The organism is Vineibacter terrae (assembly GCF_008039615.1).
Taxonomy (GTDB): Bacteria; Pseudomonadota; Alphaproteobacteria; order Reyranellales; family Reyranellaceae; genus Vineibacter; species Vineibacter terrae.
Genome location: NZ_VDUZ01000006.1, coordinates 1 through 23,711 on the forward strand (window position 1 = coordinate 1; position 23,711 = coordinate 23,711).

Below are 23,711 nucleotides of genomic sequence, written 5' to 3' on the forward strand. Positions count from 1 at the left end.
GGCCCATCGCGAAGCGATGGGAAGGTGAGGGGTACGAGCGATCAGTCCCTATTTTTGCTGCATGGCTTGATCGTTCCTACCCCTCACCTTCCCATGCCTTCGGCATGGGCCCCTTCCTCTCCCCGCTGCCGCGGGGCGAGGAGACGGCGCCGGTGCTCCCATATGCGAATCCCCTGCTGAGCTACGGGATGAACTCCAGGGTGGCATTGAACGCCTGCCGCGCCGGCACGACCAGCCGCTCCTCACTCTCGACGACTCCGGCAATGCCGCCGGTTCGCAAGGCGCGCGCCGCCATGGCCAGGGAGGCAGTCCTGAAGGTCAAGGCAGCCATGTAGGCGGCGCGGCCTTCAGCGTCCGGGCAGGCATCGCCGAACCGGTGCCGCAACGCGGCCTCGGTCACAATGTCGAAGCGCGCGTTGCCGACGATCAATGCCTTGCCGCCATCGATGTCACGTACCAGCTCGGGGCCGAACATCGTGGCATAGAGGCGTGCAGCGGCTGCCGGGTCGGGCTCGACGATCACGGCGCGTGCGATGGCCACCACGCCGTTGGCGTGGTGGCGCCATTCGTCGCGCCAGACCAGGTCGCGCGTGAAGTGATGGCAGAAATAGACGCGGCCATAAGGCACGGTTCCGGCCTTCATGCGCACGGTGCGGAACCGCGCGTCGCGGTCGGCGCCGTCGATGCGCACCGGCCGCGTGAACTCGATGGGCGGCTCGACCGGCACGCCAGCGGCGCTGAGCGCGGCATGGGTGGCTGCCGAGTCCTCGCTGCCGAACACCAGGCCGTTAAGGCCGGCGGGAAAGGCCAGGAGCTCCAGTCGCCCGCTGGTGGCACCCTTGGGCACCGCGATCAGCTCGAGATAGTCCGTGCCGAACATCGCCAGGTGGTTCATCGAGCCCAGCGAATGATAACCGCGCGCCGTGAGCGTGAAGCCGAGGCGGCGATAGGTGTCGGCGGCGCTATCCATGTCGTCGCGCGCATTGATCACGACATGATCGAGCGTGGCTGCGGGCAGTGTCATGCGAAGCATCCCTTCCCTGACGGTCGCAGGGGATTCGCATATGCCCCTACCGTCATCCCGAGCGCAGCGAGGGATCTCCCGCGAATTGCGCACCGTGCGCCTTGCCGCAGGAGATCCCTCGCTGGCGCTCGGGATGACAGCGAGGTCATGTGCGAATGCCCTGCTGACGGTCCGGACACTTTGCGCCGCGGTGCTTTCGATTCTCAAGCGGCAGATCGTGCGCTAGGCTTGGCCTGACACGATTTGCACGGGAGAAGCAACATGCCCCTCGGACGCCTCGGCGTGTGGTACCCGACCGACCGGCTTGACGGGCCGCAGCTGCGGGCGCTGCTGCGGACCATCGAGGACAGCGGCTATTCGGCCCTTTGGTACCCCGAGTCGCGGGGCTACGAATCGCTGGCGCTGGCCGGCTTCCTGCTGCAGCACAGCCGCGGACTTATGATCGGGAGCTCGATCGCCAACATCTACGCGCGCGATCCCTACACCGCGCGGCGCGGGCTGCTGACGCTTAACGGATTGTACGACAACCGCTTCATCCTGGGGCTGGGGGTCAGCCATATCCCGATGGTGGAAGGGCTGCGCGGCCATCGCTACGACAAGCCCATCCCGGCGATGCGCGCCTATCTCGACGGTCTGGCCAAGGACGAGCCCGACTCCGGAAGCTGGCCGGTGGTGCTCGCGGCGCTGGGCCCCAAGATGCTGGAATTGAGCGCGGCACGCACGCGCGGCGCGGTGCCCTACAACGTGACCCCGGCGCACACGGCGCAGGCCGCGAAGATCCTGGGGCCGGCAAAGTGGCTGGCGGTGGAGCAGAAGGTCACGCTCGAGACCGACCCGGCGGCGGCGCGCGCGCTGGGCCGCAAGGAGCTCGCCCGCTACATGGTGCTGCCGAACTACCGCAACAGCTGGCTGCGGGAGGGCTTCACCGAGGCCGACCTGGCCAATGGCGGCAGCGACCGCTTCATCGATGCGATGGTGCTGTGGGGTGATGCCGATACGGTCAAGGCCGGCCTGCGCCGCCACATCGCCGCCGGCGCGACCCACGTGGCGGTGCAGCCGGTGCACGCCGACGGCGACATCGCCGCCCGGGACCGTATCCTGAAGGCCCTGGCGGATACGTAAGCGGCCAGTCTGGTTCTTGGCAGGCCGGCGGTCTATAGACTGCCGCCGATGCTTTCCGGCGAGGAGTCCGTCATCGTGCTGAAATTGGGATACAAGGCGTCGGCCGAGCAGTTCGGCCCCGGTCCGCTGCTGGAGTTCTCGTGCCTGGCCGAGGCGGCGGGCTTCGACTCGGTGTTCGTCAGCGATCATTTCCAGCCCTGGAAGCATAATGACGGCCATGCGCCGTCGTCGCTGGCATGGCTGGGCGCGGTCGGGGCCCGCACCTCGCGCGTGATCATCGGCACCAGCGTGCTCACGCCGACCTTCCGCTATCATCCCTCCATCGTGGCGCAGGCCTTCGGCACGCTGGGGGCGATGTTTCCGGGCCGTGTCGTGCTGGGCATCGGTACCGGCGAGTCGCTGAACGAAGTGCCGGCCACGGGCCAGCCCTGGCCCGAGTTCAAGGAACGGTTCGCGCGGCTGCGCGAGGCGGTGACGCTGATCCGCAAGCTCTGGCGCGAGGAGCGCGTGAGCTTCGAGGGCCAGTATTACCGCACGGAAAAGGCGACGATCTACGACCGCCCGGCCACCGAGGTGCCGATCTATGTCGCCGCCGCCGGGGCGCTGGTCGCGAAGTACGCCGGCCGCACCGCCGACGGCTTCATCTGCACCAGCGGCAAGGACCCCAAGCTCTATACCGAGACGCTGCTGCCCAAGGTGGCGGAAGGCGTCGCCGAGACGCCGGGCAAGGAAAGCACCTATGACCGCATGATCGAGGTCAAGGTGTCGTTCGATACCGATCGCGAGCGCGCCTTGCAGGATACGCGCCATTGGGCGGCGCTGGCGCTGTCGGCCGAGGAGAAGATGTCGGTCGAGGACCCGGCCGAGATGGAGCGGCTGGCCAACGCCCTGCCGCTGGAGCGGGCGGCCAGCCGCTGGATCGTGTCGAGCGATCCCGACGAGCAGATCGAGCGCATCGCCACCTACGTCAATCTCGGCTTCCGCCACCTCGTGTTCCATGCGCCGGGCCCCGACCAGGCGCGCTTCCTGAAGCTCTATGGCGAGCAGGTGCTGCCGCGCCTGCGCAAGCGCTTCGGCTGAGCGGCGGCAATGGACAGCATTGCTTCCTCCACTCGGTTCACAGCGCCGCGAAGGATCTGCGCATGAACCGTGCGAGCGCCGTGCAGATCCTGGCGCTGCCCGGCATCCCCATGGTCAAGGCCGGCGACGATATCGCGGCCTTGATCGAGGCAGGGCTCGTGCGCGCCGGCCTGCGGCTCCAGGCCGGCGATGTGCTCGTCATCGCGCAGAAGATCGTGTCCAAGGCAGAGGGCCGGCTGATCGACCTCGCCAGCGTCACGCCCTCGGCCGAGGCCGTGAAGCTGGCGGAGCAGGTGCAGAAGGATCCGCGCGTCATCGAGCTGATCCTGTCGGAGTCGGTGCGCGTGGTGCGGGCGCGGCCCAACCTGGTGATCACCCAGCATCGGCTCGGGTTCGTGATGGCCAATGCCGGGGTCGACCAGTCGAACATCGCGTCCGCGGAAGAAGCCGCGCAGCATGCGCTGCTGCTGCCCCGTGATCCCGACGGCAGCGCCGAGGCGTTGCGCGCCCGTCTGTCGTCGGCGGCCGGGGTGGCGGTGGCCGTGATCATCAACGACAGCTTCGGCCGCGCCTGGCGCCGCGGCACCGTCGGGGTGGCGATCGGCGCGGCCGGCCTGCCGGCGCTGCTGGATCTGCGCGGCACGCCGGACCTGTTCGGCCGCGCGCTGCAGGTCACGGTGTCGGGCTTCGCCGACGAGATCGCCGCGGCGGCGTCCCTGGTGATGGGCCAGGCTGACGAGGCTCAGCCGGTCGTGCTGGTGCGTGGCCTCACATGGCGCGCACCGGACGCGCCGGCGTCCGAGCTCGTGCGGCCGCCGGCCGAGGACCTTTTCCGATGAGCAAGGGCCTCGTCGTGGCGCTCTCCGGCGGAGTCGGCGGCGCCAAGCTGGCCCTCGGGCTCAGCCGCGTGCTGCCGCCGGAGGAACTGCTGGTGGTCGCCAACACCGGCGACGATTTCGAGCATCTCGGGCTCAGCATCTCGCCCGACATCGACACCCTCACCTACGCGCTGGCCGGCCTCGACAATCCCGAGACCGGCTGGGGCCGGCGCGACGAGACGTGGTCGTTCATGGCCAGCATCGGGGCGCTGGGCGGCGCCGACTGGTTCCGTCTCGGCGACAGGGACCTGGCCACGCATGTCGAGCGCACGCGCCGCCTGCGAGACAGCCAGACCCTGTCGCAGGTCACGGCGGATTTCTGCCGGCGCCTGGGCATCGGTGCGCGCGTGCTGCCGATGACGGACGATCGTGTGCGCACGCGGGTGCGCAGCGACGACGGCTGGATCGACTTCCAGGACTATTTCGTGCGCCAGCAATGCCGGCCGGTGGTGCAGGCGCTGGATTTCGAAGGAGCCGCGACGGCGCGACCGCAGCCTGATGTGATGGCTGCCTTGCGCGGCGGCGGCCTGCGCGCGGTGGTGATCTGCCCATCCAATCCCTTCATCAGCATCGAGCCGATCCTGGCGGTGCCTGGCCTGCGCGCCGCGATCGCCGGGGCAGGCGCGCCCGTGGTCGCGGTATCGCCGATCATCGGCGGGCGTGCGGTCAAGGGGCCGACGGCGAAGATGATGCAGGAGCTGGGCCTGGAGGCGAGCGCCGCCGCCGTCGCCCGCCGCTACGGCGATCTGCTGGCCGGCTATGTCGTCGATCCCGTCGACGCCGCGGGCGTTGCGGGCCTGGCCTGCGCCGTCACGCCGGCACCGACGCTGATGACGACGCTCGCCGACAAGGAAGCCCTGGCCCGCGTCGTCCTCGCCGCCGCCGATGCCCTGCGGCAACGGTCATGACGGCCGAGGCGGACATCTGGGCCGTGGTGCCGGTCAAGGAGCTGGACGGCGCCAAGCAGCGCCTTGCCGGCCTGCTGACGCCGGCGCAGCGTTCTGCCCTGGCCGAGGTGATGGTGGTGGAGGTGCTGGACAAGATCGCGACGGTCCGTGGCCTGGCCGGCATCCTCGTCGTCACGCTCGATCCGCGGATCGCGGCGCACGCCCGGCGCATCGGCGCGCGCATCGTCACCGACGGCGCGCGCGAGGGCCACACCGGCAGCGTGAATGCCGGGGCGCGCGTGCTGCTGGCCGAGAAGCGGGGCGGCATGATCACGATGCCCGGCGACATTCCGGCCATGACCGCGGCCGAGGTCGAAGCGGTGCTGGCCGCGCACCAGGCCGCGCCGGCGTTCACCATCGCGCCGGCGCATGACGACCTGGGCTCCAACGCCGTCGTCTGCTCGCCTCCCGACTCGGTGCCGCTGCGCTTCGGCGACAACAGCTACTTCCCGCATCTCGACGCGGCGCGACGCTGCGGCATCACCCCGACCGTGGTGCGCCGGCCCGGCATCGCCATGGACATCGATCACCCTGTCGACCTGGCCATGTTCCTGCGCCGGCCCGAATCCGTCGGCACCCGGACCCGGGCCTTCCTCGAGGAAGCCGGCGTGCCGCGCCTGCTGGTGGAGCGCGAGGTCATTCCCCTCTTCCCGCGAAAGCGGGGAGAGGCTGGGTGAGGGGTAGCTGGCTTCAGTCCTGGATACCGGGCCTTCTGTTGACGATCTCCGACAAGGCGAAACGCAGCACGACCTGCCCGGCCTGATTGATCAGCTCCGTGCGGTTCGTGATGATCCCTTGGCCGGGTCGGCTGTTCGATGGCCTCATCGCCGTGATCGTGACTCGGACGGCCAGGCGATCGCCCGGCAGGACGGGCTTGAGCAATCGCAGCTCATCGACACCCAGGCCTACGACCGGGAGGATGTCGAAGAACCCGGATCGGTGGGCGAGCTTCATGCTGATCGCCAGGGTGTGAACGCCACAGGCGGAGATGTCGCCGGCAAAGGATGCCTTCGCAGCCTGTTCGTCGACGTGATAGGTCTGGGGGTCCCAGGCCCTGGCGAAGTCCAGGATGGCGTCCCGCGTGACGTGCTCCGTATCCTCGGATTCGAACGTGTCGCCGACGGCGACGTCCTCGAAGTATCTGGTCATGGGCTCCTCATCGCTTCCTTTGATAGAGTGGGAGCCATCGCCGTCCCGGCAACTATCTGGGATGTAATCATGAGCAGCGCAGCGACATTCGCGGCGCGCCTGCGCTGGTGGCGCACGCACCGCGGCTGGTCACAGCTCAGCCTTGCCCACCGCGCCGAGGTATCGCAGCGGCACATCAGCTTCCTGGAACTGGGCCGCACGCAGCCGAGCCGCGAGATGGTCCTTCGGTTGGCCGCGGTATTGGAGGTGCCGCTGCGGCAGCAGAACGCCTTGTTGCACGCCGCAGGGTTTGCGCCGATGTGGCGCGAGAGCGGTCTTGCTGAATCCGCGCTGTCCATCGTGGATCGTGCGCTCGACCACGTGCTGAGACAGCATGAACCTTACCCGGCACTCGTGGTTGATCGACAATGGAACGTGCTGCGCGAAAATCGCGCCTCGCGCCAGCTGACGAGCTTTCTCAACGGTACACCGGAACGCGCACCGGATCCGGCAGCGCCGGTCAATCTCGCGGACGTGCTGCTTGGGCCCCACCTGTTGCGCCCGCTGATCGTCAACTGGCTCGATGTCGCGCACGCGCTCGTGCAGATCGTTCATGCCGACGCGCTGTCGGACGGTTCCGAGGAAACTGCTGCGCTGTTGGCTCGGCTCCTGCGCTACCCTGACGTGCCAAAGCTCGCCGACATCCCGCGGCTCGAGCAACCGCGGGAGCCGATCCTGACGATCGAATTTCGGAAGGACTCGATCGCTTTCAAGCTCTTCACGGTTATCGCGACATTGGGAACGCCCCAGGACATTACCGCCCAGGAGATCCGGATCGAGAGCTTCTTCCCGGCCGATTCAAACACGGCGAGATTGCTGGAGGGCTGGGCGGCTGAAGGCTAGCCCGCCGCCACCCGCTTGCGCGGCGGGGTCAGCACGATGGGCGCCAGCTCCGCGGCGGTGAACGATGCGGCGCGGCGCTCCTCGGGCACGGGGCGGTAGAGCGTGTCGCGCTGCTGCGGCGTGCGGCCGATGGAGCGGATCAGCGCCTCCATCGCGGCCGGCGGGAACTCCTGGCCGTGCTGCGTGCCGGCGGCGCGCGAGATGCTTTCGTTCATCAGCGTGCCGCCCAGGTCGTTGGCGCCGGCCTTCAGGCAGATCGCGGCGCCGGACGGGCCCATCTTCACCCACGACGTCTGGATGTTGGTGATATGCGGATGCAGCGCCAGCCGTGCGACGGCATGCATCAGCACCGCCTCGCGGAAGGTCGGGCCCTTGCGGGCGCGGCCGTGCAGGTACATCGGCGCTTCCATGTGCACGAACGGCAGCGGCACGAACTCGGTGAAGCCGCCGGTCTCGGCCTGCAGGTCGCGCAGCGCCAGCAGGTGGCGGGCCCAGGACAGCGGCGTCTCGACATGGCCGTACATGATCGTCGATGTCGTGCGCAGGCCGAGCCCGTGCGCGGTGCGCGCCACGTCGAGCCACTGCGCGGTGTTGACCTTGTCGGGGCAGATGATGGCGCGCACCTCGTCGTCGAGGATCTCGGCCGCCGTGCCGGGCAGGGTGCCCAGGCCACCTTCCTGCAGTGTCGCCAGGAACGTCTGCACCGTCTGGTTCAGCGTTGCGGCGCCCTGCGTCACCTCCAGCGGCGAGAAGGCGTGGATGTGCATGCCGGGCACCGCCGTCTTGATGGCGCGGCAGATCGCGGCATAGGTCTCGCCGGTGTAGTCGGGATGGATGCCGCCCTGCAGGCACACCTCGGTGGCGCCGCGCTCCCATGCCTCGACGGCGCGCCGCGTGATCTCCTCCAGGCCCAGGTCATAGGGCGCGCCGCGCAGCTCCTCGTGCGTCTTGCCCTTGGAGAAGGCGCAGAAGCGGCATCGGAAATAGCAGATATTGGTGTAGTTGATGTTGCGGTTGACGACGTAGCGCACCACGTCGCCGCTGACCGCGCGGCGCAGCGCGTCGGCGGCGCCCGTGACATGCACATAGTCGGCATCGCGGGCCGCGAACAGCCGCACGATCTCGCCATGCTCGAGCCGGCCGCCGGAAGCGGCGCGCTCGACCATCCGGCTCAGCTGCGGGTCGACGGCCGCCAGCAGCACCTGCGGCCGCGGCGGCGGCGTGGTGCTGCCCGGCGCCCAGTCGTCGTCGCGCGCCAGGCCGTCGGCGTCGCTCATGCGGCGCACGCGCGTCGCGACCTCGGGCGCCAGCCACGTGTCGGGGGCGCGCGCGTAGGCGGGATAGACGGGCAGGCGGTTCACCAGCAGCTTGCCGGTCTCGGCCGTGCGCTGCGCCAGCTCGACGATGGCCGGCCATGGCGCTTCCGGGTTGACGTGATCAGGCGTCACCGGCGAGACGCCGCCCCAGTCGTTCAGCCCGGCGGCCACGAGGCGCTGGTAGACGCCCGGAGACAGGTTGGGGGGCGCCTGGATGTTCATGTCAGGGCCCAGCACCAGCCGCGCGGCGGCGATGGTCCACAGCAGGTCGTCGAGATCGGGCTCCGGCGCGCCGGCACGCTTGGTGCCCGGCTTGGCGCGGAAGTTCTGGATGATCACTTCCTGGATGTGGCCATAGCGCGCATGCAGGTCGGCGATGGCGCGCAGCGAGTCGAGGCGCTCGGCCCGGGTCTCGCCGATGCCGATCAGGATGCCGGTGGTGAAGGGCACCTTCAGCTCGCCCGCCAGCCGGATCGTCTCCAGCCGCACCGCCGGATCCTTGTCAGGAGAGCCGTGATGGACGCCGCCGGGCTCGCATAACCGCGCGCTGGTCGTCTCCAGCATGATGCCCTGGCTCGCCGTCACCAGGCGCAGGTCGGCGATCTCCTGGCGCGTCATCACGCCGGGATTGGCATGCGGCAGCAGGCCGGTCTCGCGCAGCACCAGCTCGCACATGGCGCGCAGGTAGCCGATCGTGGTCTCGTGGCCCAGCGCCTGCAGCGCCTCGCGCGCGGCGCGGTAGCGCAGCTCCGGCTTGTCGCCCAGGGTGAACAGCGCCTCGGTGCAGCCGGCGGCGGCGCCGGCGCGGGCGATGCCCAGCACCTGCTCGGGCGACAGGTACGCCGGTCGGCCGGCGCGCGGCCGCTGCGCGAAGGTGCAGTAGTGGCACACATCCCGGCACAGATGGGTGAGCGGGATGAACACCTTGCGCGAATAGGACATCAGCCGGCCGTGGCCCTCATCGCGCAGGGCCGCGGCCGCGGACAGCAATTCGCTGAGGGGCGCCTGCTGCAGGCGATCCTCCAGAGGAATAGGCGACTCGTTCATGGGGCACATCGTGTAGCATCGCCCGGCCTGATGCAATCAACGGAGAGAGCAATGCAGATCGGCTTCAATGCGCCGACAGCCGGGCCCCTGTCGACGCCGGAAAACCTTACACGCCTTGTGGTCGAAGGCGAGGCCATGGGCTTCGACTACGCGACCTTCAGCGATCATGTCGTGATCCCCAGCGACATCCAGGCCAAGTATCCCTACAGCGCCACCGGCGAGTTCCCCGCCGGGGCGCGCGCCGAGCGCCACGAGCAGCTGACCGAGGTCGCCTTCCTGGCCGCCAAGACGTCACGGCTGCGCCTGGTGACCTCGGTGATGGTGGTGCCGCACCGGCCGGCGGTGCTGACGGCCAAGATCCTGTCCACCATCGACGTGCTGTCCGGCGGCCGGCTGACCGTGGGTATCGGCGCCGGCTGGCTGAAGGAGGAGTTCGAGGCCCTGGAAGCGCCCGATTTCGCCGCCCGTGGGGCCGTGACCGACGACTATCTCGATGCCTTCATTGCGCTATGGACCCAGGACGCGCCGCGGCATTCTGGCCCGCATGTGCGCTTCGGCGACATCACCTTCGCGCCCAAGCCGGTGCAGAAGCCGCACCCGCCGATCTGGGTGGGCGGCGAGAGCGGGCCGGCGCTGCGGCGCACGGCGCGCATCGGCACGGCCTGGTACCCGATCGGCACCAACCCGGCGTTTCCCCTGGACAGCCTGGCCCGTCTGGGCGCCGGCATCGCGCGCCTGCGGAAGCTGACCCAGGAGGCCGGGCGCGACCCGCAAAGCGTGGGGGTCGCGCTGCGGGTCCATCGCTACGGCGAGGCGGCGCCGCCCAAGGCCGGCGACGGCGAGCGCTATCTGCTGGGCGGCAGCGCGGCCGACATGGCCGCCGACCTGCGCGCCTTGCGCGGCCTGGGCGTGGGCCATGTCGATTTCGACTTCGGCGGCGCCACCGTCGAGGCGGTGCTGGACAAGATGCAGCGCTTCCGCCGCGAGGTGGCGTCGCAGCTGTAAGGAACCACTTGAATCGGCCGGCGGCATGCACCATTTCGTGTGCCGCCGAAATTGCCTATGGGGCTTCACCGACATGACTGATGCTGCATCGACGGAAAGCCGGCCGTTCGAGGCCGACGTCGCCAAGCTGCTGCACCTGATGGTGCATTCCGTCTATTCCGACAAGGATGTCTTCCTGCGCGAGCTGATCTCGAACGCCGCCGACGCCTGCGAGCGGCTGCGCTACGAGGCCATCGCCACGCCGGCGCTGCTGGGCGACGACCCCAAGCCGCGCATCACGCTCGCGATCGATCCGGAGCAGCGGCGGCTGACCGTCGAGGACAACGGCATCGGCATGAGCCGCGACGAGATGGTGGAGGCGCTGGGCACCATCGCGCGGTCCGGCACCAAGGCCTTCCTGGACCGCCTGCAGGCCGCCGAGGGCGAGGCCGGCGCCAACCTGATCGGCCAGTTCGGTGTCGGCTTCTATTCCGCCTTCATGGTGGCCGACCGCGTCGACGTCGTGTCGCGGCGCGCCGGGTCGGACCAGGCCTGGCTGTGGTCGTCCGACGGCAAGGGCAGCTACACCATGGCGGCGGCGGCCCCCGAGGACGCGCCGGCGCGCGGCACCCGCGTGGTGCTGCACCTGATGGCGGACGCCAAGAACTATACCGAGCGGCCGGAGCTGGAGCGCATCGTCAAGGCGCAGTCCGGGCATGTGCCGGTGCCGATCGCGATCATCGACAAGCCGGGTGAGGCGCCGGCCGAGGTGGCGGATGGCGCCGCCCTGTGGACCAAGCCCAAGTCCGAGATCACGCCGGCCGAGTACACCGACTTCTATCGCAGCGTCGCCGGCCAGTTCGACGAGCCGGCGCTCACCGTGCACTACCGTGCCGAAGGCCGCCAGGAATACACGGCGCTCCTTTTCGTGCCGGGCACGCGGCCGTTCGATCTGTTCGACGCCGAGCGCAAGGGCCGCATCAAGCTCTACGTCCGGCGCGTGTTCATCACCGACGACGTCGAGATCGTGCCGCGCTTCCTGCGCTTCGTGCGGGGGCTGGTCGATTCCGCCGACCTGCCCCTCAACGTCTCGCGCGAGATGATCCAGGAAAGTCCGATCCTGGAGTCCATCCGCAAGGGCGTCACCACCCGCGTGCTGGGCGACCTCGAGAAGTTCGCGGACAAGGAGCCCGAGGCCTACAACAAGGTCTGGGACGCTTTCGGCGCCGTGCTGAAGGAAGGCCTCTACGAGAATTTCGAGCGTCGCGAGGGGCTGCTGGGCCTGTCGCGTTTCAGGACGACAGCGGCGCCGGAAGGCTGGTGCAGCCTGAAGGACTACGTTGCCGGTCTGAAGGAGAACCAGACCGCGATCTACTACCTGGCCGGCGACGATATCGCCCGGCTGCAGGCGTCGCCGCATCTGGAGGGCTTCCGCGCCCGCGGCGTGGAGGTGCTGCTGCTGAGCGATCCGGTCGACAGCTTCTGGGTCACGATGGCGCCGTCGTTCGACGGCAAGCCGTTCCGTTCGGTGACCCAGGGCGAGGCCGACCTGGCGCTGATCCCGCGCAGCGACTCCGGCAGCGATCAGAAGCCGGCGGACGATGTCCCGACGGCTGACTTCGTGTCGTTCGTCAAGACGACCCTGGGTGATGCCGTCTCCGATGTCCGGGTGTCGGAGCGGTTGACGGAAAGCGCCGTCTGCCTGGTGGCGCCGACCAGCGGCCCCGACCGCCAGCTCGAGAAGATGCTGGCCGGCGCCGGACGGCTGCGGGCCGGTGCCAAGCCGGTGCTGGAGATCAACCCGCACCACGCCCTGGTCGCGTCGCTGATCGGCCTGAAGGACGACGACTCGATCAAGGCCGATGCCGCCCATCTGCTGCTCGACCAGGCGCGCGTGCTGGACGGCGAGCCGCCGGGCGATCCACGCGCCTTCGCCGATCGGCTGGCGCGCGTGATCGGACGGGCGCTGCCGGCCTGATACCTGTCATCCCGAGCGCAGCGAGGGATCTCCTGCGGCAAGGCGCACGGTGCGTCTTTCGCGGGAGATCCCTCGCTGGCGCTCGGGATGACAGTGAAGATGTGTGAATGCCGTAGGCCCTCCGAAGGGGAGATCACCCCTTCGGCTGGCCAACGATCGGGTTCGGTGTCGGTGGCCCGATCCGTCGCAGGGTGTTGGTGTCGTGGTGGTTGAAGGGCGGCTCGCTGCCCCGGACCGCCAGGTCCGTGCGCGTCACATAGGTCCAGCTGCCGTCATCGTTGAAGGTGATGTCGATGCGGTAGTAGTCGGTGCGGAACGCTTCCTCGAGGAAGGTTGTCGAGCAGATTCCGAAGCGGGTATCGCCGCGCCGTGCTTCCACGGAGATGCGCTTGTCGTCCGGTGCCGCCGTCCCGCCCGCCAGCACCGCCTGGCCGCGCGGGATGGTGATGGACTGCATGATCAGCCCGGTGGCCGGTTCCCACAGCCAGTACCCGACCTGGTCATGGAACGTGATGGCTTCCTCCGGCGTGTTGATGTGGATGTGGTAGCGCAGCCCGTAGAGGAGCTGGGGGCCGTTGGTTTGCGGATCGATCGGCTCCATCCGGATATGCTCGCGGAACACCCGCCGTTCGGGGCCTTCCGCCTTGGGACTGACGTCCACGCCTCGATCGGACTGCCACACGCCGGCCAGGCGGCGCAGCGGGCCCAGGTTGGCGAGCGTGTCCGGCGAGAAATCCTCGGGCTCGGTGAAGATGTCGTCGGATCTGGTCGGCATGGTGTTCCCTGTCAGGGGTTGGACCTGGACAGAGTGCGTGCCCCTCCTTGCAATGACAAGCCGTCGTCTGCTGTCGATCGGGACGCGTGCGGGCTTGATGCTCAGCCCTTGATTTCGCGCGCGACTTCGGCCCAGCGGTCCAGCACCGGCAGGACGAGGTCGGCCTTCGCGGTCTGGAGCTGCAGGATCACGCGGTCGACGCCGGCATCGCGGTCGCGCCTGATCTGATCGGCATCCTTGACGCCCCAGATCGTCACGGGGACGCTGTCCAGCGGGCGGCTGGCCTCGGCCGCCATCTGCTTGAACTGCGGCAGCAGGGCAGCGACGTCATCGTAGTGCTTGCGCCGGCGATGCGGCATCCAGCCATCGCCGTAGCGCAGGGCGCGGCGGGCGGCATAGGGGAAGGCGCCGCCCACGATCACCGGCGGGTGCGGCTTCTGCACCGGCTTGGGCCACGTCATCATGGGATCGAAGTCGACGAATTCGCCGTGATACTCCGGCTTCGATTGCGTCCAGATCAGCTTCATGGCCTCGACGCGCTCGCGCGCCAGCTTATGCCGGGTCTCGAAGGCCGTGCCGTGGTCGGCCATCTCCTCGGCGTTCCAGCCGTTGCCGATCCCGAACAGGAAGCGTCCGTTCGAAACCTGGTCGATCGATGCCACCAGCTTGGCGGTCTGGATCGGGTCGCGCTGCGCCACCAGGCAGACGCCGGTGCCGACGCGCAGGGTGCGGGTGACCGCCGCCGCCGCGGTCAGCGCCACGAAAGGATCCATCAGGTCGTAATACTGCTTGGGCAGGTCGCCGCCCTGCGGGAACGGCGTCCGGCGCGACAGCGGGATATGCGAATGCTCCGGTGACCACACCGATTCGAACCCGCGTTCCTCCAGCGCCCGCGCCAGATCGGCAGGAGTCATCGAGTAGTCCGTGAAGAACATTGCCGCGCCGAGCTTCATGGGGCCTCCCGTCCATCGGTCGACGGGATGGTGCCGCACTGGCGCGCGGCGTCAAGGCGCGAGGATGTAGTCGCCGGCGAGGCCCAGCATGCGCGACATCTCCTCGCCGGCATCACGGATGCAGGCGACGAGGTGCGCGTGGTTGCGCTGCGCGCGGTCGGTCGGCGCGGCGATCATCACCGCTGCCACCAGCGTGCGATTGGCATCGAACACCGGCGAGCCGAAGCCCCATACGCCTATTGAGACCTGGTCGCGGCTCTCGGCGATGCCGGTGCGCCGCACATGCTCGATCAGCGCCCGCAGCGCGTTCTTGTCGGTGGTCGTGTGCTTCGTGAGCGCCATCGGCGTGACGGCAGCGAAGTAGGCTTGCGTCAGGGTGGGGTCGCGAAAGGCGAGCATGACGCGGCCCGCCGCCGTGCAATAGAGCGGCCGCCGCGCGCCCGTGCTCGAGGCATAGCGGATCGCCTGCGGCCCCTCGACGATGTCGACATAGAACGCTTCCAGCCCGTCGCTCGTGGGCACCGCCACCATCGCGGTCTCGCCGGCGCGCGTCGCCAGGGCCGGCAGCAGCGCGCTGATCTTGCGGAATTGCGGTGTCCCGCCGCTGATCATGGACGCGAGCTGGATTGTCGCCATGCCCAGGCGATACACGCCGCGCCCGTTCACGACATAGCCGTCGGTCTCCAGCGCCCGCAGCAGGCTGAAGAGGCTCGTCTTGGGCAGATCCAGATCGCGGCTCAGCGCCGCCAGGGTCGCGCCGTCGGGGGCACGTGCCAGCGCTTCGATCACGCTCATGACCCGCGCGGGTGACCGTGGCGTCATACCGGACATGCGCGAGGCGCCTGATGTTGGGGTTGCACTCGAGCTCATGAGAGGGGCAGATTTCCGTTACAGGAATGATGTTCTGATATCGGAACGATGTCAAGTGCCGTTTCCAGTGTGGCCTGGGTGGACGAGGAGGAAGACATGGATCAGGTGGTCGTGGACGAGGCAAATCGCTGGCGTGCGGGCACGCCGGGCGTCGAGGGATGGCCGCGGACGGCCCGGCCCGGTGACGCGCGCAAGTACTTCATGGTGTCGGCCGACTGCCACGTGAACGAGCCGGTCGACCTGTGGCTCAAGCGGATGGACAAGAAGTATCACGATCGCCTGCCGCGGGTGATCACCGACAAGGACGGCGTGCAGTGGCGCATCACCGAAGGGCATCGCCCTGATCGCCTGCGCATCACGGAGATGACGGGCGAGGACCTGGCGCGCACCAAGGCCGGCGCTGACGCGGCTGGACGCATCGCCGATCATGACAACGACGGCATCGACGTCGAGCTGATGTTCCCCAACAAGGGGCTGGCAATGTGGGCCACGCCCGATGCCGAGTTCGCGCAGGCGCAGTGCCGGGCCTGGAACGACTGGGCCTGGGAGATGTTTGGCGCCTACAAGGACCGCATCGTGATCGCCGCGCCGATCTCGACCGGCGATCTCGAGGGCTCGATCGCCGAGGTCAAGCGCCTGGCGAAGCTCGGCATCCGCTGCCTGACCTTGCCGTGCAAGCCGGTGTGGGGTTCGCACGACGTCAACCACGTCAACTACAACCTGCCGCATTTCGATCCGCTGTGGGCGGTGATCCAGGACGCCGATCTCGCGATCACGTTCCACGTCTCCACCGGCCGCGACCCGCGCGCCTCGCGCGGCAACGGCGGCGCGATCATCAACTACGTCTCGCACGGCATGGCGCCCAGCGTCGAGCCGGTGGCCAATCTCTGCGCCTCGGGCGTGTTCGAGCGCTTCCCGGGCCTGCGCTTCGCGACCATCGAGGCCGGCATCGGCTGGATCCCCTGGCTGCTGGACGCGATGGACGAGTCCTACCGCAAGCATCACTTCTGGGTGCGGCCCAAGCTGAAGAACCTGCCGAGCGAGTATTTCCGCGCCCACGGCTTTGCCTCCTTCCAGGAGGACCAGTCGGGCCTCGATCTCGCCGACCTGCACGGCCTGGCCGACAACTTCATGTGGGCCAACGACTACCCGCACCACGAGGGCACCTGGCCGCATTCGGCGGCGGCGATCGAGCGCACGATGGGCAAGCTGCCGGATCAGACACGGGCCAAGATCCTGGGGCTGAACGCCGCGCGCTTCCTCAAGATCGACGTGCCGGCCCGCTTCCGGCAGTGACGCCGATGGCGGCCCGTTCGCCTGACGGACGGGCCGCCGATCACCAGAACCGTATGACCGTCATGCGGTACGCGGTTGAGGTTGTGATTGCTTTCCCGCTTGTCGGGGCGCCTAGTTTTTTGGTGACGCGGAGCTTTGACGGAGCGGGGGCGATGAAGAACCGGATGTGCGAGATGTTCGGCATCGACGTGCCGATCTTCGCCTTCTCGCATTGCCGCGATGTCGTCGTCGAGGTCTCCAAGGCCGGTGGCATGGGCGTGCTGGGCATGGCGCGCATGAGCCCCGAGCGGCTGCGGCGCGAGCTGGCCTGGATCGACTCGCATATCGAGGGCAAGCCCTACGGCATCGACGTGCTGATGCCGACCACCTACCAGGAAGCCGGCGACCTGAAGTTCGATCCCGATCGCCTCTTTCCCAAGGAGCATCTCGATTTCGTGCGCGGCCTGCTCGACGACGCGGGTGTTCCGCCGCTGCCGTCCGCGGATGCCGACGCGATCGTGCGCGAGCTGTTGAGCGAGCTTTCCTTCACGCCGGCGGAAAGCGCGCGCATGCTCGAGATCGCGATGGAGCATCCCATCAAGCTGATCGTCAACGCGCTGGGCTCGCCGCCCAAGGCCCTGGTCGATGCGGCGCACGCCAAGGGCATCAAGGTGGCGGCGCTGGCCGGGCGGCCCAAGCATGCGCTGCGCCACAAGGAGAACGGCTGCGATTTCGTGATCGCGGTCGGCACCGAGGCCGGCGGCCACACCGGCTCGGTCACGTCGATGGTGCTGTGGCCGCGTATCGTCGATGCCGTGGCGCCGATGCCGGTGCTGGGCGCGGGCGGTGTCGGCCGCGGGCGGCAGATGGCGGCCGCATTGGCGCTGGGCTGCGAAGGCGTGTGGTGCGGCTCGATCTGGCTGAAGACCATCCAGAGCGAGGTGATCCCCGAGATCAAGGCCAGGATGTTCGCAGCCGATTCAGACGATGCCGTGCTGACGCGCAGCGTCACCGGCAAGCCCTGCCGCACGCTGCGCTGCGCCTTCACGGACGCTTACGAGAAGCCCGGCGCGCCCGAGCCGCTGCCGGCGCCGCTGCAGAACATCCTGTGGTGGAGCGAGGGACGCGTGCGCGTCGAGCGCGTGCGCGCGCCCGATTTCCTGACCTATCCCGTGGGCCAGATCGTGGGCGACATGACCCAGCAGTCGACGGTCAAGGACGTGGTCTACGAGATGATGGACGAGCTCGTCGAAGCCCAGCAGCGGCTGAGCGCGATGTTCGAGTGATGGCAACCGAGGAGGGATGTGATGAGTCAGATCGTCGTCAATCCACCCAACCGCTGGCGCCTGGAAACGCCGGGGGCTGAGGGCTGGCCGCGCACCGCGCGCCCGGATGCCGCGCGCAAGTATTTCATGGTGTCGGCCGATTGCCATGCCAACGAGCCGGTCGATCTGTGGCTCAAGCGGATGGACAAGAAGTACCACGACCGCCTGCCGCGGGTGGTCACCGACAAGGATGGCGTGCAGTGGCGCGTCACCGAGGGGCACCGTCCCGACCGCCTGCGCATCACGGCGATGGAAGGCGAGGACGCGGTGCGCAACAAGTCGGGCGCCGACGCGGCGGGCCGCATCGCCGATCACGACAACGACGGCATCGACGTCGAGCTGATGTTCCCCAACAAGGGGCTGGCGATGTGGGCCACGCCCGATGCCGCGTTCGCGCAGGCGCAGTGCCGGGCCTGGAACGAGTGGGCCTGGGAGATGTTCGCCGCCCACCAGGACCGCATCGTCATTGCCGGCGCGATCGCGACGGGAGATTTGGAGGGCTCGATTGCCGAGGTCCAGCGCCTGGCGAAGCTCGGGTTCCGCTGCCTCACCCTGCCGTGCAAGCCGATCTGGGGATCGCACGACGTCAACCACGTCAACTACAATCTGCCGCATTTCGACCCGCTATGGGCGGCGATCCAGGACGCCGACCTGCCGATCACCTTCCATATCTCCACCGGCCGCGACCCGCGCGCCTCGCGCGGCAATGGCGGCGCGGTGATCAACTACGTCTCGCACTCGTTGTCGCCGACCATCGAGCCGGTGGCCAATCTCTGTGCCTCGGGCGTGCTGGAGCGCTTCCCCGGCCTGCGCTTCGCGACCATCGAGGCCGGCGTCGGCTGGATTCCGTGGCTGCTGGTAGCGATGGACGAGGCCTACAAGAAGCACCACTTCTGGGTGCGGCCCAAGCTGCAGGGCCTGCCCAGCGACTACTTCCGTGCCCACGGCTTTGCTTCCTTCCAGGAGGATCAGCCCGGGCTCGACCTCGCCGAGTCGAACAACCTCGCGAGCAACTTCATGTGGGCCAACGACTACCCGCACCACGAAGGCACCTGGCCGCATTCGGCCGAGGCCATCGAGCGCACGATGGGCGGGCTGTCCGACGAGACCCGGGCCAAGATCCTGGGCCTCAACGCGGCCCGGTTCCTCAAGCTGGAGGTGCCGGCCCGCTATCGCATGTGACGGGAGGGCGCGCAGGGCGCGCCACGTCCGCCATATCGAGCGCAACGAGGCGTCCTGTCGAATGGAGCCACCATTCGCAGCAGCGGCGTGTTGCGCTCGCAGTTACCCGAACGCAAAGGAGGAGCAATGACCGAGCGCACGCTGCGCGGCAAGGTGGCGATCGTGGGGGTTGGAGAGACAACCTACTACAAGCACGGCAAGTCGCCCGACCCCGAATTCGTCCTGGCCCTCAAGGCGATCCTGGCCGCTTGCGCCGATGCCGGCATCGATCCGCGCAAGATCGATGGCTTCGCCTCCTACAGCAACGACCGCAACGAGCCGTCGCGCCTGGCGGCGGCGCTGGGCCTGCCCGACCTGCGGTTTTCCAACATGATGTGGGGCGGCGGCGGCGGCGGCGGTGCCGGCGCCGTCGGCAATGCTGCCGCGGCCGTGGCCGCTGGCATGGCCGACTGCGTCGTGGTCTATCGCGCGCTGGCCCAGGGCCAGTTCCAGCGCTTCGGGGCGGCTGCCCCGGGCGGGGTCGCCTCGGGCGAGCCGGCGCTGAACGCGCCCTACGGCCTGATGTCGCCGGCCCAGCGCTTCGCCATGCGGGCCATGCGCTTCATGCACGAGAACGGCATCGGCCACAATGCGCAGCGGGCGATCGCGCTGGCCGCCTACGCCCATGCGCAGCGCAATCCGCGCGCGGTGATGCATGGCAAGCCGTTGACGGCCGAGGCTTACGACGCGTCGCGCTGGATCGTCGAGCCGTGGCGGCTCTACGATTGCTGCATGGAGAACGACGGCGCTGCGGCCGTGATCATCGTGCCGGCCGAGCGGGCGCGCGATTTCCAGCACAAGCCGGCCTACCTGCTGGGCTCGGCGCAGGGCTCCGAGTATCGCAACGGCGCCCGCGGCCACAACGCGCCACTCTACGCCACCTCCAGCTTCACCACCGTGGCGCCGCGTTTGTACGGCATGGCGAAGGTGAAGCCGTCCGATGTCGACGTGCTGCAGAGCTACGAGAACTTCACGGGCGGCGTGCTGATGAGCCTGGTCGAGCACGGCTTCTTCAAGGCCGAGGAGGCCAACGAGTTCCTCGTGCCCGAGAACCTGATGGCGCCGACCGGCAAGCTGCCGCTCAACACCAGCGGCGGCAATCTGGCCGAGTGCTACATGCACGGGCTGGAGCTGCAGATCGAAGCCGTGCGCCAGCTGCGTGGCACGTCGACGGCGCAGGTGCCGGACGTCAACGTCTCGATGGTGATCTCCGGCCCCATGGTGACACCGGTGTCGAGCATGATCCTGGGCAGTGGGGAGACTCTGTGATGACGACCGCGACCTATCTGCGGCCGGGCTTGCCGACCCCGGTGCCCGAGAATGACGGCCTCGACAAGCCCTACTGGGACGGCACGCGCCGCGGCGTCCTGCTGGTGCAGCGCTGCAAGGCGTGCGGCACCTGGCAATGGGGGCCGGAGTGGATCTGCCATAAGTGCCACTCGTTCGATGTCGGCTGGGAAGAGGTCGCCGGACGCGGCCGCATCTACAGCTGGGAGCGTGCCTGGCATCCCGTGCATCCGGCGCTCAAGGAGCAGGGCCCCTACATCGTCGTGCTGGTGGAGCTGCCGCACGCCGGCAACATCCGCATGCTGGGCAACCTGCTCGGCGACCCTCGCCAGGAGGTGCGCATCGGCGCCGAAGTCGAGGCCGTGTTCGAGCCCCACGACGACGCCAAGCCGCCCTTCACCCTGGTGCAGTGGCGCTACGGCGGCTGAAGCCATTCCCTCCCTCGACGATGTCGGGGGAGGGAACCTCGATCGCGGTGACGGTCCGCTCCACCTCGCGGGCCAGCCAGGCCACGAACAGCATGACCCGCCGGTCGCCGATCAGCCGCGGCGCCCAGCGCGCCACGTGCACCTTGCTCGACGCCACGGCGACGGACTCGTCGGCCAGCGCCGGCACGAGACGCCCTTCGCTCAGCGCATCGTGGACGAGCAGCGACCGGCAGAGCGCGACACCGATGCCATTGATGGCGGCCGTGAGGCTGAGCCCGATCTCGCTGAAGCGCAGCTCGCCGCTCTTCATCTCCGGCCGTTGCAGGCCGAGCCGGCGCAGCCATACCGGCCAGCTCCACTCGCCGGCCCCGCCGCTGTCCTTGTGGATCAGCGGCAGCCGCAGCAGGCCGGCCGTGTCCGCCAGCGGCTGGCCGGTCGGGAGCAGCGACGGGGCACAGACCGGAAAGACCCGTTCCGAGAACAGCGGCGCTTGAGTCGTCGTGCGCCGGGCTTCATCGCCGGGCATCCACAGGATTCGGACATCGACGGGCTGCGCCAGGCTGCTGCCGTTCTCGCTGGGCACGAGGTCGACGGTGATCGCAGGGTGGGCGGCGGCGAAGCGTGGCAGCCGTCGGATCAGCCACCAGTTCGAGAGCGCGGCGCCCGCGCTCACGGTCAGGGTCGAGCGGTCGGCCCGGCGGCGGCGATGGCTCTCCAGCGCGGCGAGGCCGTCCAGCGCCGTTCCGACGTCACCGGCCAGCGCCCGGCCAGCCTCGGTCAGCCGGATCCCGGGATTGAGCCGTTCGAGAAGCGGGGTTCCCAGATGCTGCTCCAGCCGCTTGAGCTGGTGGCTGACCGCGCTCTGTGTGACTCCGAGCTCGGCTGCCGCGCGTGTGAACGACCCGTGCCGTATGATGGCATCGAAGGCGAGCAGCGGTGCCAAGGGCGGCAGGGTGCGGGACATTCAGCCTCACTCCGACCAGGACAACGGCGCGTTCGACCGGCCGATATCATGTTGGTGGGCGCAGCATAACCCGGATCGACGCAAACCGCGCGGTGCCGCAGCGGTGCTGGTTACGCACCTATCACCAAGGATGATCTTTCTTCCTTGGAGAGCAAACGGTCGCGTCCTATGAGCGCTTCGCGCCGGTTTTGCGGCGCATGGTGATAGGCCTCGAGGTACCGGACAGCCACTCGATCGCGATTGCGAAGGGCAGCAGGGCGACAGCGATCCCCACCATCCAGGCGGCCACAGTGAGCAGCGCCGCAAGCATGTCGTGATCTCCTTCCATGCGCCTTCACATCACGCGGCGTTGGCCGCGCGCCGCCGGGGTATGACCTTCCCTATTTCGATGGTGCGTCCAGGAAGTGCGTCAGCTTCCGCGTGGCGGCGTCCTTGTCGGTGCGCTCGACGGCAGCCAGCTCGCGTGCGAGCCGGTCCAGCGCTGCTTCGTAGATCTGGCGCTCGCTGTAGGAGCGATCCGGGTCGCCGACATTCGCATGAAGGTCGCGCAGGACCTCGGCGATCGAAACGGGATCGCCCGAGTTGATCTTGAGCCCGTATTCCTGCGCACGACGGTTCCACATCGCGCGGCGGATGCGAGAGCGTCCCTTGAGTGTCTTCAGTGCGTTGTCCATGGTCTTGCGTGAGCTCAGCCGGCGCAGGCCCGAGGCTTGGGCCTTGGCGGTCGGAACGCGCAGCGTCAGGCGAGCTTGCTCGAACGAGATCACCACGAGGTCGAGCGTGCTGCCGGCGATGTGGCGTTTCTCGATGTCAGCCACCCGACCGACGCCGTGAGCCGGGTAGACGACAAGATCTCCCTTGGCAAACGCCGGGTTCGTGGTCGGCGGCCCGCTGGCGGGCGCCGTTGCCGGCGCCGTGCTGGCCGACGGGTCGGGCATGGAAGAGGCGGTGATGTCCATCTTGTCGCTACCTGGTGATGCCAGGTATCTGGGTGGCTCGATGATGCTCCGCCAACGACCGGCCTTCATGATGGTCATGAATGATGTGCATGATGGTCGGCAGCTAGGCAGCGGTGGGCACGACCGCGAACGCCTCTGCGGCAAATCGGCGGACTTCCTGTCGAACCACGCGCCTGAGCCAGGCATGCCCCGGATCGCGGCGACGTCCCGTATGCCAGGTCAGCACGATCGGCACAGGGGCTTGATTCAAGGGCAGAGGCAGCAGGTGCAAGAGCCCTATGGAACGGAGCTGCCTGGCGATCGACATGGGCATGATGCCGAGCAGGTCGGTTGATGCGACGACAGCGGGTATTTCAAGGAACTCGCTCACTCGGAATGCGGTCTTGAAGCTGTTGGCGACCAGGAGCTTGCGTAGCGCGTCCGGTGCTGACCCCATTGATGGTCGCAGGTGCAGCGCGACGAAGCGCTCACGATCCAGCGCCGACGATGTCGGCGCGGCGCCTATCCGCGGATGGTCGCGGCGGGCGATCAGGATGAGCTCGTCGTCGAACAGGTGCTGATTGATGAACATCCCCTGTGACGCCGGCATCCAGTCGATGGCGGCATCCGTGCGTCCCTCTTCCATGTCCGACAGCAGATCGAATGGCAGCGTGCGGGTATCGAAGTTGAGCTCGACGGACGGCGCCGCGGTAGCCACGTGCTCCTCGAGCTGAAGACCGATGAATGGTCCCATCACGTGGGGGATGGCGATGCGGAACGAGCGACGTGACCGTGCCGGAGCGAATGTGGCTTTGCCCGACACCGCTTCCCGGATGGTGTCAAGAGCATCGCGGATCGCGGGGTACAGCGCCTGTGCCGATGCAGTCGGCACCAGCCCGTCGTTGGACCGCACGAACAAGTCATCCCGCAGGGCGTCGCGCAATCGGCCCAGGGCATGGCTGGCGGCGGATTGCGTTATCCCGAGGCGTTCGGCTGCGGCGGTGATGCTCCGCATCTCATAGACGGCCTCCATGACCGTCAGCAGATTGAGGTCAAGAGCACGCAAATTGTACATGACGTCTCCTCCCGTGAGACGGCCTTGGCATGCCGCATCATGCATGACAGTCGAGGGTGGAGGCGCTCCTTTCTGACGCCAGTGACGCGGCCGTTACCCCGTCAATGTGGCTTTCGGTATCGCAGGACGGGCGGGGCCCATGACGATGGATCATGGGTTTTGGAGCAGCCTTCATTGGCTTGAAGACGGGCCG

At 68.4% G+C, this 23,711-nt stretch carries 23 protein-coding genes; 13 read left to right on the forward strand and 10 right to left on the reverse strand.

Annotated features, from left to right (window positions below; translation table 11 throughout):
• Window positions 1–181 precede the first annotated feature (181 nt).
• Complete coding sequence (locus FHP25_RS06775; RefSeq protein ID WP_218578239.1) at window positions 182–1,024, reverse strand: VOC family protein; 843 nt, start codon at window positions 1,022–1,024, stop codon at window positions 182–184.
• A 261-nt stretch (window positions 1,025–1,285) separates the two neighbouring features.
• Between FHP25_RS06775 and FHP25_RS06780 the strand changes: the two genes are divergently transcribed.
• The 5 genes from FHP25_RS06780 to cofC all read left to right on the forward strand — a co-directional run bounded on the left by FHP25_RS06780 (window position 1,286) and on the right by cofC (window position 5,728).
• A complete protein-coding gene (locus tag FHP25_RS06780) occupies window positions 1,286–2,146 on the forward strand; it encodes a TIGR03620 family F420-dependent LLM class oxidoreductase (protein ID WP_147846163.1) in 861 nt (286 codons plus the stop codon).
• A 75-nt stretch (window positions 2,147–2,221) separates the two neighbouring features.
• Entirely contained in the window at window positions 2,222–3,226 is a 1,005-nt protein-coding gene (fgd, locus tag FHP25_RS06785; protein WP_147846348.1) for a glucose-6-phosphate dehydrogenase (coenzyme-F420), read from the forward strand.
• A 62-nt stretch (window positions 3,227–3,288) separates the two neighbouring features.
• Window positions 3,289–4,065: a coenzyme F420-0:L-glutamate ligase gene (cofE, locus tag FHP25_RS06790; RefSeq protein ID WP_147846164.1), complete on the forward strand. Its 777-nt coding sequence runs from the start codon at window positions 3,289–3,291 to the stop codon at window positions 4,063–4,065.
• Window positions 4,062–5,012, forward strand: coding sequence for a 2-phospho-L-lactate transferase (gene cofD, locus FHP25_RS06795; RefSeq protein WP_147846165.1), 951 nt, complete (start codon window positions 4,062–4,064; stop codon window positions 5,010–5,012). Before cofE ends, cofD begins: the two co-directional genes overlap by 4 nt.
• Complete coding sequence (cofC, locus tag FHP25_RS06800) at window positions 5,009–5,728, forward strand: 2-phospho-L-lactate guanylyltransferase (protein ID WP_147846166.1); 720 nt, start codon at window positions 5,009–5,011, stop codon at window positions 5,726–5,728. The genes cofD and cofC overlap by 4 nt, the downstream gene beginning before the upstream one ends.
• Before the next feature lie 13 nt (window positions 5,729–5,741).
• On the opposite strand, the gene FHP25_RS06805 is transcribed toward cofC, so the two are convergent.
• Window positions 5,742–6,200, reverse strand: coding sequence for a MaoC/PaaZ C-terminal domain-containing protein (locus tag FHP25_RS06805; protein ID WP_147846167.1), 459 nt, complete (start codon window positions 6,198–6,200; stop codon window positions 5,742–5,744).
• A gap of 69 nt (window positions 6,201–6,269) precedes the next feature.
• On the opposite strand from FHP25_RS06805, the gene FHP25_RS06810 reads away from it, so the two are divergent.
• A complete protein-coding gene (locus FHP25_RS06810; protein WP_147846168.1) occupies window positions 6,270–7,082 on the forward strand; it encodes a helix-turn-helix domain-containing protein in 813 nt (270 codons plus the stop codon).
• Here the strand turns inward: FHP25_RS06810 and cofH are convergent.
• Window positions 7,079–9,445, reverse strand: coding sequence for a 5-amino-6-(D-ribitylamino)uracil--L-tyrosine 4-hydroxyphenyl transferase CofH (cofH, locus tag FHP25_RS06815; protein WP_231712226.1), 2,367 nt, complete (start codon window positions 9,443–9,445; stop codon window positions 7,079–7,081). The two genes, FHP25_RS06810 and cofH, sit on opposite strands and share 4 nt — an antisense overlap.
• Before the next feature lie 51 nt (window positions 9,446–9,496).
• Between cofH and FHP25_RS06820 the strand changes: the two genes are divergently transcribed.
• Together FHP25_RS06820 and htpG are read left to right on the forward strand one after the other, a co-directional pair.
• On the forward strand, window positions 9,497–10,450 hold the full coding sequence (locus FHP25_RS06820) for a TIGR03619 family F420-dependent LLM class oxidoreductase (RefSeq protein ID WP_178133343.1): 954 nt from the start codon (window positions 9,497–9,499) through the stop codon (window positions 10,448–10,450).
• Window positions 10,451–10,523: 73 nt separating this feature from the next.
• A complete protein-coding gene (gene htpG / locus FHP25_RS06825; RefSeq protein ID WP_147846171.1) occupies window positions 10,524–12,407 on the forward strand; it encodes a molecular chaperone HtpG in 1,884 nt (627 codons plus the stop codon).
• Window positions 12,408–12,540: 133 nt separating this feature from the next.
• On the opposite strand, the gene FHP25_RS06830 is transcribed toward htpG, so the two are convergent.
• From FHP25_RS06830 to FHP25_RS06840, 3 genes are all read right to left on the reverse strand, one after another.
• Window positions 12,541–13,182: an FABP family protein gene (locus FHP25_RS06830; protein WP_147846172.1), complete on the reverse strand. Its 642-nt coding sequence runs from the start codon at window positions 13,180–13,182 to the stop codon at window positions 12,541–12,543.
• 101 nt (window positions 13,183–13,283) lie between these two features.
• On the reverse strand, window positions 13,284–14,135 hold the full coding sequence (locus tag FHP25_RS06835) for an LLM class F420-dependent oxidoreductase (protein ID WP_147846173.1): 852 nt from the start codon (window positions 14,133–14,135) through the stop codon (window positions 13,284–13,286).
• Between the two features lie 51 nt (window positions 14,136–14,186).
• Window positions 14,187–14,930, reverse strand: coding sequence for an IclR family transcriptional regulator (locus FHP25_RS06840; RefSeq protein ID WP_178133344.1), 744 nt, complete (start codon window positions 14,928–14,930; stop codon window positions 14,187–14,189).
• A gap of 171 nt (window positions 14,931–15,101) precedes the next feature.
• On the opposite strand from FHP25_RS06840, the gene FHP25_RS06845 reads away from it, so the two are divergent.
• The 5 genes from FHP25_RS06845 to FHP25_RS06865 all read left to right on the forward strand — a co-directional run bounded on the left by FHP25_RS06845 (window position 15,102) and on the right by FHP25_RS06865 (window position 20,541).
• Window positions 15,102–16,301: an amidohydrolase family protein gene (locus FHP25_RS06845; RefSeq protein ID WP_147846175.1), complete on the forward strand. Its 1,200-nt coding sequence runs from the start codon at window positions 15,102–15,104 to the stop codon at window positions 16,299–16,301.
• A 152-nt stretch (window positions 16,302–16,453) separates the two neighbouring features.
• Complete coding sequence (locus FHP25_RS06850) at window positions 16,454–17,566, forward strand: nitronate monooxygenase (RefSeq protein ID WP_178133345.1); 1,113 nt, start codon at window positions 16,454–16,456, stop codon at window positions 17,564–17,566.
• Between the two features lie 21 nt (window positions 17,567–17,587).
• On the forward strand, window positions 17,588–18,787 hold the full coding sequence (locus tag FHP25_RS06855; RefSeq protein ID WP_147846176.1) for an amidohydrolase family protein: 1,200 nt from the start codon (window positions 17,588–17,590) through the stop codon (window positions 18,785–18,787).
• A 126-nt stretch (window positions 18,788–18,913) separates the two neighbouring features.
• The gene (locus tag FHP25_RS06860; RefSeq protein WP_147846177.1) at window positions 18,914–20,095 is read left to right on the forward strand and encodes a thiolase C-terminal domain-containing protein; all 1,182 of its coding nucleotides are present in this window, start codon (window positions 18,914–18,916) and stop codon (window positions 20,093–20,095) included.
• The gene (locus FHP25_RS06865; protein WP_147846178.1) at window positions 20,095–20,541 is read left to right on the forward strand and encodes a Zn-ribbon domain-containing OB-fold protein; all 447 of its coding nucleotides are present in this window, start codon (window positions 20,095–20,097) and stop codon (window positions 20,539–20,541) included. Before FHP25_RS06860 ends, FHP25_RS06865 begins: the two co-directional genes overlap by 1 nt.
• Here the strand turns inward: FHP25_RS06865 and FHP25_RS06870 are convergent.
• The 4 genes from FHP25_RS06870 to FHP25_RS06880 all read right to left on the reverse strand — a co-directional run bounded on the left by FHP25_RS06870 (window position 20,510) and on the right by FHP25_RS06880 (window position 23,518).
• Window positions 20,510–21,505, reverse strand: a complete 996-nt coding sequence (locus FHP25_RS06870; RefSeq protein WP_147846179.1) for a LysR family transcriptional regulator — start codon at window positions 21,503–21,505, stop codon at window positions 20,510–20,512. The two genes, FHP25_RS06865 and FHP25_RS06870, sit on opposite strands and share 32 nt — an antisense overlap.
• A 166-nt stretch (window positions 21,506–21,671) precedes the next feature.
• Window positions 21,672–21,815 carry a hypothetical protein gene (locus FHP25_RS40700; RefSeq protein WP_178133346.1) on the reverse strand — a complete coding sequence of 48 codons (144 nt, stop codon included), beginning with the start codon at window positions 21,813–21,815 and terminating at the stop codon, window positions 21,672–21,674.
• 70 nt (window positions 21,816–21,885) lie between these two features.
• Complete coding sequence (locus tag FHP25_RS06875; protein ID WP_231712227.1) at window positions 21,886–22,464, reverse strand: CarD family transcriptional regulator; 579 nt, start codon at window positions 22,462–22,464, stop codon at window positions 21,886–21,888.
• A gap of 103 nt (window positions 22,465–22,567) precedes the next feature.
• Window positions 22,568–23,518, reverse strand: coding sequence for a LysR substrate-binding domain-containing protein (locus FHP25_RS06880; protein ID WP_178133347.1), 951 nt, complete (start codon window positions 23,516–23,518; stop codon window positions 22,568–22,570).
• Between the last annotated feature and the right edge of the window lie 193 nt (window positions 23,519–23,711).